Below are 11129 nucleotides of genomic sequence, written 5' to 3'. Positions count from 1 at the left end.
GTCTGCGGGGTGAGGAAGTAGCCGCCGAGCAGGTTCTCCGGGCCGAGGCCGGTGGAGGCGACGATGTGCACTCCGGAAGCGCGGGAGAGGTTTTCGTACAGCGGCACGTCGCGGCCGTGGAACATGCCGGTGGCGTCGACGAGGGTGCCGCCGCCCGCGGCGCGGAACTCGCGGAGCTTGCCGAGCAGCGTGGTGAAGATCTCGGCGCGGTCGAAGTCGATGTCGTAGGCGTGCTGGGCGCCGGGCAGCACCGAGAGCAGGGCCTCGTGGACGGCGACGATACCGAGTTCGTCGGCGGGAACCGGACCGAGAACGGTGTGGACGGTGGGGGTCGCGGTCGCGGGGCCGGTCATCGGCACTTCCTTTCGTCGACGTCGCACGGAGACGTCCGTGGTGCGAGTCACAGTACGGATTCGGATTACATACTGTCAAGTGACTTTGCGACCAGAATCGTCACTGTACCCGTCGGTAAGTCGGGTGCGCCGCTAGGATTCCTGTTCATGTCACTCCGTGCCGCGCAGAAGCAGATGACCTACGAGCTCTTCCTCGCCAAGGCGCTCGAACTGTTCGGCACCAAGGGCTACGCCGCGACCACCATCGACGACATCGCCACCGCCGCGGGCTCCACCCGCACCACCTTCTACCTGCACTTCTCGTCGAAGGCCGACGTGATGAGCGCGCTGCTGACCAAGGTCGACTCGATCCTCACCGCGGCCGACGACCCGTCGCTGACCGCGGTGATCGCGTCCGGCTCCCGCGCGCTGATCCACCAGTGGCTCGACCGCAAACTCACCCAGTGGGACGAGATCAAGCCCTACATGACGGCCTCCTACCAGGCGGCGCACGACCCGGTCGTGGCCGCGAAGACCGAGCAGTGGTTCGAGGACGCGGTCACCGACATGACCGAGGGGCTGAACCAGTCCGGGCGGCTGGACCCGGACCGGCGGCGGATCCGGTGCGTGCTCGCCTTCGGGCAGCTCGAACACATGTCCCGGCGCTACTTCTCCATCGGCTGGCGCACCCCGCGCGAGATCTGCCTCGAGGAACTGACCGACTCGTGGTGCTATCTGCTCGGCGTCGAGGACTGAGCGGGCGGCTGCGCCGCCGGTGTGTACTTGTGGCGCCTGGGGCCGCCACAAAGGCACACCGGCGCGTCAGCGCACGTCAGCGCCCGGCGTCGAAATCGGTGGCGGCGACCAGGATCTCGCGCAACCAGCCGATGAATTCGGTGTCGGCCAGGCGCGGATTCCACACCATGTCGATGCCCAGGGGCGGCACCGGCAGCGGGAATTCCTCGATGCGCAGCGGCATCTGGCGGCGCATCTGCATCGCGACCCGGTAGGTGTGGATCGCGACCCCACCGGCGCGTCCCACCAGGTGCGGCACCAACAGGAAATCGGAGACCAGCCGGCCGATCCCGTAGGGCACCCCGGCCGCGTCCAGCGCCGCGTAGGGCGTGATGCGGTGCCGCGCGTCGTAGGTGGTGTGCGGCACCGACTCCAGCAGCTCGAGCGCCGAGGCGTCCGGGGCGGTGTCGGGATGGGCGACGACCACCCACCGGTTCTCGTAGAGCCGCTCGCGCGGATAGGGCGCGGAGAACGCCTCCGACACCAGCACCACGTCCACCCCGTCGTCGGTGAAATCGGCCGGCTGCGGCTCGACGAAGGTACGCAGCCGCACCGTCGCATGCGGGGCGCGCTGCGCGATCAGCCGGGTCAGTTCCGGGCCGACCACGAAAGCGGTGCTGTTGGTCATCGCCAGGGTGATGGTGCGGGTGTCCCGGGCCGGGTCGAAGCGGGGGAAGTTCACCACCCGCGCGGTCTGCCGCAGCATCTCCCGCAGCGGCGCGATCAGCTCGAGAGCGCGGGGGGTGAGCGCCAGCCCACTCCCCTGCCGCACCACCAGCTCGTCGCCGATCAACCGGCGCATCCGCCCCAGGGCGTGGCTCATCGCCGGTTGCGTCATCCCGACCCGCGCGGCGGCGCGGGTGACCGAGCGTTCCTCGAGCACCGCCAGCAGCGGGACCAGCAGGTTCAGGTTGATCGCGGCCAGCCGCGCGAGGTCGGGATCGGCGGGGTGCTCCGGGGGTGGATTCACCCACATGAATCTAGCCGGACGTCGTGACCGTGCCGGGGAGCTGTCCGGTGGCCGCGGCGCGCCGCAACCGCGGAATCGGGATGCGGTGGTTGATCGCCACCGCCACCCCGGCGCCGTCCGGATGCCGCCAGTGCAGCAGCGCCGGCCCGTGCGGATCCTCGCCGGCGAGGAAGGTCGGGTCCCCGTCCACCGGCAGATGCCCGATCGCCTTGAGATGCAGCCCGAACTGTTCGGTCCAGAAGTACGGGTCGGCATCGAACTCGGGGGCGTCGTCCCCGCGCAGCAGAGCGACCGCGGCCACGCGGGCCTGCTCGATCGCGCTGTTCCACAACGGGATCCGGCGCACGATCCCGCGGACCGGGAGGTGCGCGACGTCCCCGGCGGCGACGATGCCCGGCGCGACCCGCCCGCGGGTGTCGGCGACCAGGCGGCCGTCGGTGAGCAGCCCGGAGTCCTGCAGCCACTCGACGTTGGGGATGTCCCCGATCGCGGCGACCACCAGTTCGGCGGTGACGCGGGTGCCGTCGTCGAGGGTCACCGCGCCGGCGTCGACGCCGGCGGCGGTGCCGTAGACGATCTTCACGCCGGCGGCGGTCGCGGCGGTGGTGAACACCTCGGACAGATACCCGCCGAACTGCGGGCGCATCGGTGCGGTGTCGGCGACGACGGTGACCTCGCAGCCGGCCTGCACGGCCGCGGACGCGACCTCCATGCCGAGCGGCCCGGCGCCGACGACCGCCACCGACGGACGCGCCGCGAGCCGGTCGCGCAGCAGCAGCGCGTCGTCGAGGGTGCGCAGCACCAGCGCGTCCTGGCCGAGCCGGCGGGCCCGGGTGCCGGTGGCGATCACGAGCCCGTCGAAGGGCAGGTCGCGCCCGTCGTCGAGCCGCACCGTCCGGGCGGCGACGCCCAGGCCCACCGCGGCGACGCCGAGCAGCTCGGTGGCGCCGTGCGCGGGGGCGGCGAGCTCGTGCGAGCCGCCGTCGGTGAGCAGCGCCTTCGACAGGGCCGGCCGCGAGTAGGCGGGCACCGGTTCGTCGCCGACGACGGTGAGCTCCCCGTCGAACCCGGCGGTGCGCAGGCTGTCGCAGGCGGTCTGCCCGGCGATGCCGTTGCCGACCACGACGACCCGGTGCATCCCCGGGGTCTGTGCGGCACTCATGCGAGTTTGAGGGCGGCGACGGGGCACACGCGCACGGCGGCACCGGCGGTGGCGGCCCGCGGGTCGCCGTCGTCGAGATCCTCGACGTCGAGGATCAGCTCACCGTCGTCGTCGAGGTGCATCAGCTCGGGTGCGACCTCCTCGCACAGTCCGTGGCCTTCGCAGCGGGGGCGGTCGAGGGTGATCTTCATGACGGGACAACCTCCAGGATCTCGAGTGCGTCGATGGAGCGGGTGGTGTTGCTGGGCAGCCGGATCGGGTCGGCGGCGACCAGGCGGCGGGCGTGCCGGGCGAGGGCGGCGATGACCGCGTGCGCCTCGAGCCGGGCCAGGCCCTGCCCGGCGCAGCCGTGCGGGCCGTACCCGAAGGACAGGTGATCGACCGGGTTGCGTTCGACCCGGAAGGTGTCCGGATCGTCGTAGTGGCGCGGGTCGCGGTTGCCGGCGCCGAGCAGCACCGCCGCCTGCGCCCCGGCCGGGATCAGGTAGCCGTCGATCTCGACGTCGCGGGTGACCGCGCGGCCCCAGGCGTGCAGCGGCGCCCAGTAGCGCAGCACCTCCGCGAACGCGGCCGGCACCAGCGTCGGGTCGGCGCGCACGAGGTCGAACTGGTCGGGGAACGCCGCGAACAGGGCGATCAGGTTGCCGATCGAGGCGATGGTGGTGTCGACCCCGGCGCCGAGATACTGGTGGATGATGTGCCCGGCGCTGCCGGCGGGGACGGCGCCGCGCGCCTCGGCGTCGAAGATGCCGCGGCCGACCGAGCCGGGGGTCAGATCCTCGGCCTGCACCTGCGAGCACCAGGCGTACAGCTCCCCCGCGATGGGGAAGTTCTCGGCGGTGCGCTGGTTCATGGGGCCGAGGACCTCCATGGCGGCCTGACCCCAGCGGAGCATGTTGGCGCGGACCTCGCCGGTGAAGCCGATGAGGTCGGCGACGACCTCGAGCGGGAAGGCGCGGGCGAGGGCGTCGATGGCCTCGAACGAGCCCTTCTCCACCAGGTCGGCGACGAGCGCGTCGGCCTTGGTCTCGATGGTGGACTTGAGGCCGCGCAGGGCCCGCGGTGAGAGGTTCTCGGTGAGGGTGGCGCGCAGTTCGGTGTGGATCGGTGGGTCGGACGCCAGGGACGTGCCCTGGAGGGCCTCGTTGGCGGCCGGGTTGAAGGCGATGCTGCGGGAGGAGAACGTCGCGGTGTCGGCGAGGGCGCCGCGGATGACGTCGTAGCGGGTCAGGGCGTAGACGTCGTGGGCGGGCAGGTACACCACCGGGCCGAGTTCCCGCAGCTCGGCGAAGGTGGGATAGGGGTCGGTGAGGATCTCGTCGGCGAACAGGTCGAGGTCGGAGCGCGGAGGGCTGGTGGTCATGCCTCCAGTGAAGAGGCCACCGTCACATAATTCCAATTCATAAACCACATGCAAGTTCATGTATGTGGTTCATATTTGGTTCGGTGCGCTTCCCGCGGCCCGGCAGGTCGGCCGGTCACCGGCTCAGGACGTGGCGAGGGCCGGTCGCAGCTCGTCCGCGTAGAACCGGAAGAACCCGTCGACGTCCGGCCCGGCGTTCACCAGCGCCAGGTGGTCGAACCCGGCGTCCGCGTAGCCGCGGATCTTCTCCAGGTGACGGTCGGGGTCGGGGCCGTACCCGAAGCTGTCGGCGAGGTCCGACTCGCGGACCGTCGAGGCGGCCGCCTCGAAGTTCACCGGATTCGGCAACTCGGCCTGCACCTTCCACCCGGCCGCCGAGAACCGGAACAGCCTGTGCGCCGACGCCAGCGCCGCCTCCTCCGTCGGCGCCCACGCCAGGGACACCTCGCCGTAGCGCGGCCCGGTGCCCCCGGCCTGCCGGTACGCGGCGATCAGCTCGGGGTCGGCTTCCGTCGCGAACAGGCCGTCGCCGAGTTCGGCGGCGGTCGTCACCGCCGGACCGCCCGACCCGGCGACCACGATCGGCGGCAGCTCGTCGGGCAGGTCGAACACCCGCGCGTCCTCGAGCCGGATGTGGCGGCCGTCGTAGCTGTGGTAGCCGCCGCTCCACAACAACCGGATCACCTCGATCGATTCGCGCAGCATCTGCGTCCGGGTCGCGGCGGCCGGCCAGCCGCGCGCCACCACGTGTTCGTTGAGGTTTTCGCCGCTGCCCAGGCCCAGCACGAACCGGCCGTCGGACAGCAGTGCCGTGGTGGCCGCGGCCTGCGCGATGATCGCCGGGTGGTAGCGCAGGAACGGGCAGGTCACGCCGGTGGCCAGCCCGAGGGTGGAGGTCTTCGCGGCGATCGAGCCGAGGATCGACCAGGCGAAGCCCGAATGGTTCTGGTCGTGCAGCCACGGGTGGTAGTGGTCGCTGATCTCGACGAAGTCGAAGCCGGCCTCCTCGGCGCGCACCGCCTGGCGCACCAGCTCGGTCGGTGAATACGCCTCGGCGAACAGTTTGTATCCGATCTTCACGCCCGTCTCCGTTCGTTCCCGCCGCGCGGATCCGCCGCGCACACGCTCGTCCGTGTGATGCGGCTACCCGCGGCGGCGGTCCGCGAACCCGGCACGGTCAGCGCGGTGTGAAGGTGCCGTGGAAGGTCATCGGCACGTGGTGGCGCAACCCGAGGGTCGCGACCGGGCCGGCGTCGGGACGCTCGGCGGGAAGGATCAGCACCCGGGACCGGCGCTCGGCGGCGCTGTGCTGGACGGTGAGCAGCCACCCCTGGCCCTCGGTGGCCGAGGCGGGCGCGAACAGCGGCTCGCACACCGTGTCGCCGGGGTCGCCGACGAAGCGCCGGATGGTGCCGGTGGTGTGGTCGACGGTGGCGATCGAGTCGGGGTCGCCGCCGGGGACCGAGGCCTCGGCGAGGTAGGTGTGGCGGTGCGCGGTGGTGGTGCGCCGCGGGTCGAGCTGCGGGAATTCGCAGCCGCGGTCGCCGAGGACCTCGCGGGTGATGCGGCGGGTGCGCCGGTCGATGCGCAGGCGGGTGAGGATGCCGCCGAAGGCGGGTCCGGCGTTGCCGCGGTAGTCGCGCAGGTGCCCGTTCCAGCGTTGCCAGCTTTGCGTGGGATCGTGGGCGACCACGTCGACGACCGTGGTGGTGTCGTCGTCCTCGTAGGCGTTGGTGACGTGGAAGTGGAACAGCGCGTCGTGCTCGATCTGCACGGGCCCGCCGCCGTCGCGCGGCACCAGCACCACGGTGGTGCCCTTCTCCGGCGCGAACGTCAGGGCGTGGTCCATCGGGCGCAGCCCGAGCAGCATCGACACCGGGCGGGCCACGATCAGCGGATCGACGACGAACACCAGGTGGCGTTCGGTGAGCGCGAAGTCGTGCACGAACGCCGGTTTCGGGATGGGGAACGCGGCGATCTCGGTGAACGCGCCGCGCGGGGTGCGCCGGTAGCAGCGGATCAGCGGCCGCGGGTAGAAGTCGAGGCCGAAGTTGTAGAGGTCCCCGGTGCGCGGATCGATCTTGGGGTGCGCGGAGAAGGCGCCGAGCCGTTTGAGGCGGCCGCCGAAGTCCTCGATGCCGAGGGTGTCGAGGGTGGCCGGGTCGAGGGCATGCGGTTTGCCGCCCTCCCACAGCGCGTAGAGGCGGTCGCCGTGCCGGATCGCGTTGGTGTTGGCCATGTTCGCCGGGAAGCGCAGCGCGTTGGCGAGCGGCCCGCCGCGGCGGGGGGTGCCGAATCCGCGGGGCATCTCCGCGGTGCGGTTGCTGCGCCGGTAGCTGCGGGTGCGCACGTAGCGGTTGCGGAAGCGGATCTCGTCGTCGCCGATGTGCAGCCGCGAGATCATGCCGTCGCCGTCGAAGATGTGCTCGACCGGGTGGCCGGCGACGTCGAGGCGTCCCGGTCCGATGCGGTAGAGAGCGCCGCGCAGCCCGTCGGGGATGCGGCCGGTGATCTCGTCGACGGTGTAGTCGTGTTCGCGGTGCAGGGAATCCCACGGGGAGCTGCCGAGCGGTGCGGTGCGGTGGACCCCGGAGCCGGGTGCGGCAGTCATGGATGAAATGTCCCACCCTGGAACACGTTCCTCAATTGTGTCTCGTCACAGGGGTGCGCCGACGCGCCGGTGTGCCGAAATGGCGGCTCCCACCGCCACAATGGCACACCGGCGCGTCAGCGCCCGGCGTCAGCGCCGCGGGGTACCGACCTCGCCGCGACCCCAGTGCCGGAATGCGCTGTCGCTCTCCTCGAGCCGGGCCGCGAGCACCGCGACGATCGTCTCCACCGCCCGCGGGGAGACCATCTCGTGGTGCTCGCAGTCGAGGCGGTACTGGTGGATCTCCCCGGAGACCACGTTGTGCCAGGCGGCCACGGCGGGGATCGACGCCGCCGACCGGCTGGCGGTGAAGAACAGCACGTCCCCGTCGAAGGTGTCCGGGGAATGCCGCCGGGCCGCGCGGGACGCCTCGGTCGATCCGGAGTGGATGCGCTCGAGGTGCGCGGCGGTCAGGCCGGTGCTGCCGCCGAGCGACTCGTCGAGGATCGCCGCGGCCCGCTCGAAGGTCGGTTCGGGGCCGCCGTTGACCGACACGCCCAGGTCGCGGAGCATGTCCTTGACCCCGACCGCCGGGGCGCCGCCGGGGATCGCGAGGTGGCTGTCGAGCAACGCGAGGGTGTCGACGACCTCCCCGGCGCGGCGCAGTTCCACCGCGACCGCGTGCGCGATGACCCCGCCCAGGGACCAGCCCAGCAGGTGGTACGGCCCGTGCGGCTGCACCCGCCGGATCTCCTGCACGTACCGGTGGGCGAGCGTCCGGATGGTGTCGGTGCGTCCCTCCCCGCTCAGCGCCGGCAGCTGCAGCCCGTACACCGGCCGGTGCCCGTCCAGGCGCTGCGCGAGCGGGGCGTAGGCCCAGGACAGCCCGGCCGCCGGATGCACGCAGAACAGCGCCGGGCCGGTGCCCTCGCGCAGCTGCACCAGCACCCGCAGCGCGTCGTCGACGGTCGCCGGTTCGCCCGGTTCGGTCAGGTGCGCGGCCAGGTCCGCCGCGGTCGGGTGCACGAAGATCGCCTGCAGCGGCACCCGCCGGCCCAGGCGCTCCCCGAGCGCCGGCAGCATGCGGGTGGCCAGCAGCGAGGTGCCGCCCAGGTCGAAGAACCCGTCGTCGACCGACACCCGCTCCAGGCCGAGGTGCTCGGCGAAGACCTCGGCGACGATGCGTTCGAGTTCGTTCTCCGGGGCCCGGTAGCGGCCGGTGGCGGTCCCGAAGTCCGGGGCCGGCAGCGCGCGGCGGTCGAGCTTGCCGGCCGGGGTGAGCGGGATCTCGTCGAGCACGATCACCGCCGTCGGCACCATGTGCGACGGAAGCTGCTGCGCCACATGTGCTTTCAGTGCGGCGGGGTCGGGTGCGCTGTCCGGGGCGCAGCGCACGTAGGAGACGAGCACGGTCTGCCCGGACGGGGCGGTGTGCCCGACGGTGTGCGCGAACACCACCTGCTCGTGGCTGCCGAGCGCGGCGTCGATCTCGCCGAGTTCGATGCGGAACCCGCGCACCTTGACCTGGAAGTCGGAGCGCCCCACGTACTCGAGGTCCCGCTCGTGCGTCCAGCGGACGATGTCGCCGGTGCGGTACATCCGCTGCCCCGGCACGTGCGGGTCGGCGACGAACCGGGCCGCGGTCAGATCCGGGCGGGCGTGGTAGCCGCGGGCCAGGCCCGGGCCGGCCACGTACAGTTCCCCGGCCACCCCGACCGGCACCGGCCGCAGCCGCGCGTCGAGCACCAGCGCCCGGAACCCGCGGGTGGGCCGGCCGATGGTGACCGGGTCCCCGGCGGCCAGCGGCGCACTCAGCGAGGTCATGATCGTCGCTTCTGTCGGCCCGTAGGCGTCGATGACGCGCCGGCCCGGCGCCCAGCGGGCCACCAGCTCCGGCGGGCAGGCCTCCCCGGCGACCAGCAGCACCCGCAGCGCCGGCACCGCGACCGGGTCCAGCGACGCCAGCGCGGTCGGGGTGATGAAACTGTGCGTGACCCGGTGGGTGTCGAGCACCGCGGCCAGGTCCTCCCCGCCGTACACCTCCGGCGGGACGATCACCAGGGTCGCGGCCGCCGACAGCGCCATCATCTGCTCGAACACCGACGCGTCGAAGCTCGGCGACGCCAGGTGCGAGACCCGGCCGGTCGGGTCGACCTGCAGGTGCTCGCGTTCCTCGGCGGCCAGGTCCGTCAGGCCCCGGTGGGTGACGGTCACCCCCTTCGGGCGGCCGGTGGAGCCGGAGGTGTAGATGAGATAGGCCGGGTGGTCCGGGCGCAGCGCCGCCGGCCGGTCACGATCGGTGACGGCCGCGGCGGCGCGGGCCGCCAGCGCGGCGGCGGTGTCCGGGTCGTCGAGCACGATCCAGTCGGCGCCGGACGGCAACGCGGCCCGGTGCGCGGCGGTGGTGATCCCGAGCCGGGCCGCGCTGTCGTCGAGCATGTAGGCGATCCGGTCGGGCGGATAGGCCGGATCGACCGGCACGAACGCGGCCCCCGAGCGGATGACCGCCCACACCGCGGTGACCGACTCGATCGAGCGGGTCAGCGCGAGCGCGACGACCCGGTCGGGTCCGGCGCCGCGGTCGAGCAGCATTCGCGCCAGCCGGTTCGCGGCGGCGTCGAGGTCGCGGTAGGTGACGGTGCGGTCCCCGTCGACGACCGCGACCGAATCCGGGGCGGCGGCCACGGCCGCATCCAGCAGCTCGGTCCACAGCCCGGTGCCCACCCCGGCCGGGCCGTACGCCGGCACCAGCGCCCGGGTCTCGTCGGCGGTGACCAGGTCGATGTCGCCGACGGGCCGGTCCGGGTCGGTGGTGAGCGCGTCGAGCAGCCGCACGAACCGGTCCGCGAACCCGGCGACGGTGCCGGCGTCGAACAGGTCGGTGGCGTACACGAACGCCGCATCCAGTCCGCCGGTGTCGGTTTCGGCGAGCAGCAGTTCCAGGTCGAAGTTGCACACCGTCGGATCCAGCTGCAGCCCGGTGACGGTCAGGTGCGGCAGTTCCAGGCTGGGGCGGGCGTTGTTCTGGAACTCGATGGACACCTGGAACAGCGGCGAGTGCGCGGTCGAGCGGACCGGGTCCACTTCCTCCACGACCCGTTCGAACGGCACGTCCGCGTGCGCGAACGCGTCCAGGTCGGCGGCGGTGACCCGGCCGAGCAGCTCCGCGAAGCCGAGCCGGCCGGGCACCCGGGTGCGCAGCACCAGGGTGTTGACGAACATGCCGACCAGATCGTCGAGGGCCCGGTCGCCGCGGCCGGCGATGGGGGTGCCGACGGCGATGTCGTCGCTGCCGGACAGCCGCGCCAGCAGCACCGACAGGGCGGCGTGCACCGCCATGAACAGGGTGGTGTCGCGGCCGGCGGCGAGCCGCTGCAGCCGCGCCTGCAGCTCGGCGTCGATGTGGAACCGGACGATGTCGCCGCGGAAGGACTGCCGCGGCGGGCGCGGCCGGTCGGTGGGCAGGGTCAGCACGTCCGGCAGGCCCGCCAGGGCGCGGCGCCAGTGCGCCAGCTGCGCGGCGGCGCGGGAGGTGGGATCGCCGGCGTCGCCGAGCCGCTCGTTCTGCCACAGCGCGTAGTCGGCGTACTGCACCGGCAGCGGCTGCCACGCGGGCCGCTCCCCGCGGGTGCGGGCGTGATAGGCGGTGATCAGGTCGCGGGCCAGCGGCTCGGCGGACGCCCCGTCGGCGGCGATGTGATGGACCACCAGCACCGCGATGTGCTCGTCGCGGCCGACGGCAAACAGCCGGGCCCGCAGCGGCATATCGACGGTGACGTCGAAGCCGGTGGCGACGAACTCGCGGATCCGGTCCAGCGCGTCCTGTTCGTCGGTGGTGACCACGTCCAGGTTCAGCGGCACGTCGTCGGCGGCGAGGATGCGCTGGCTCGGGCCGTGCGGCCCGGCCGGGTAGACGG

General features: G+C 72.7%; 8 protein-coding genes and 1 pseudogene. 1 reads left to right on the top strand and 8 read right to left on the bottom strand.

What is annotated here, in order from left to right; translation table 11 throughout:
* Window positions 1–353 (bottom strand): annotated as a pseudogene (locus tag M1M07_RS30875) (phosphotriesterase); the annotation flags it as partial.
* A 147-nt stretch (window positions 354–500) separates the two neighbouring features.
* Between M1M07_RS30875 and M1M07_RS30870 the strand changes: the two are divergent.
* Window positions 501–1088, top strand: coding sequence for a TetR/AcrR family transcriptional regulator (locus M1M07_RS30870; protein ID WP_248676596.1), 588 nt, complete (start codon window positions 501–503; stop codon window positions 1086–1088).
* Window positions 1089–1164: 76 nt separating this feature from the next.
* Here M1M07_RS30870 and M1M07_RS30865 read toward each other — a convergent pair whose 3' ends face one another.
* The 7 genes from M1M07_RS30865 to M1M07_RS30835 all read right to left on the bottom strand — a co-directional run.
* Window positions 1165–2103, bottom strand: a complete 939-nt coding sequence (locus M1M07_RS30865; protein WP_248676595.1) for a LysR family transcriptional regulator — start codon at window positions 2101–2103, stop codon at window positions 1165–1167.
* A 4-nt stretch (window positions 2104–2107) separates the two neighbouring features.
* Complete coding sequence (locus M1M07_RS30860; protein ID WP_248676594.1) at window positions 2108–3259, bottom strand: NAD(P)/FAD-dependent oxidoreductase; 1152 nt, start codon at window positions 3257–3259, stop codon at window positions 2108–2110.
* The gene (locus tag M1M07_RS30855; protein WP_248676593.1) at window positions 3256–3450 is read right to left on the bottom strand and encodes a ferredoxin; all 195 of its coding nucleotides are present in this window, start codon (window positions 3448–3450) and stop codon (window positions 3256–3258) included. The genes M1M07_RS30860 and M1M07_RS30855 overlap by 4 nt, the downstream gene beginning before the upstream one ends.
* Window positions 3447–4622 carry a cytochrome P450 gene (locus tag M1M07_RS30850; RefSeq protein ID WP_197252842.1) on the bottom strand — a complete coding sequence of 392 codons (1176 nt, stop codon included), beginning with the start codon at window positions 4620–4622 and terminating at the stop codon, window positions 3447–3449. The genes M1M07_RS30855 and M1M07_RS30850 overlap by 4 nt, the downstream gene beginning before the upstream one ends.
* Window positions 4623–4745: 123 nt before the next feature.
* Window positions 4746–5702, bottom strand: a complete 957-nt coding sequence (locus M1M07_RS30845; RefSeq protein ID WP_197252843.1) for a TIGR03557 family F420-dependent LLM class oxidoreductase — start codon at window positions 5700–5702, stop codon at window positions 4746–4748.
* A gap of 97 nt (window positions 5703–5799) precedes the next feature.
* Window positions 5800–7233, bottom strand: a complete 1434-nt coding sequence (locus tag M1M07_RS30840) for a carotenoid oxygenase family protein (RefSeq protein ID WP_248676592.1) — start codon at window positions 7231–7233, stop codon at window positions 5800–5802.
* Window positions 7234–7362: 129 nt separating this feature from the next.
* Window positions 7363–11129 (bottom strand): amino acid adenylation domain-containing protein (locus M1M07_RS30835; RefSeq protein ID WP_248676591.1); only part of this gene is annotated, 3767 nt, incomplete at its 5' end.

Origin of the sequence: Rhodococcus sp. HM1 (assembly GCF_023218075.1) — a bacterium.
Classification (GTDB): Bacteria; Actinomycetota; Actinomycetes; order Mycobacteriales; family Mycobacteriaceae; genus Rhodococcus.
The sequence above is the reverse complement of the archived record's forward strand: the minus strand, read 5'-3'. Positions and strand labels throughout refer to the sequence as shown.

Bases quoted from the DNA above. Each gene is read 5' to 3' on its own strand.
- M1M07_RS30860 (WP_248676594.1), bottom strand. From the start codon at position 3,259: ATGAGTGCCGCACAGACCCCGGGGATGCACCGGGTCGTCGTGGTCGGC.
- M1M07_RS30850 (WP_197252842.1), bottom strand. From the start codon at position 4,622: ATGACCACCAGCCCTCCGCGCTCCGACCTCGACCTGTTCGCCGACGAG.
- M1M07_RS30840 (WP_248676592.1), bottom strand. From the start codon at position 7,233: ATGACTGCCGCACCCGGCTCCGGGGTCCACCGCACCGCACCGCTCGGC.
- M1M07_RS30855 (WP_248676593.1), bottom strand. From the start codon at position 3,450: ATGAAGATCACCCTCGACCGCCCCCGCTGCGAAGGCCACGGACTGTGC.
- M1M07_RS30870 (WP_248676596.1), top strand. From the start codon at position 501: ATGTCACTCCGTGCCGCGCAGAAGCAGATGACCTACGAGCTCTTCCTC.
- M1M07_RS30865 (WP_248676595.1), bottom strand. From the start codon at position 2,103: ATGTGGGTGAATCCACCCCCGGAGCACCCCGCCGATCCCGACCTCGCG.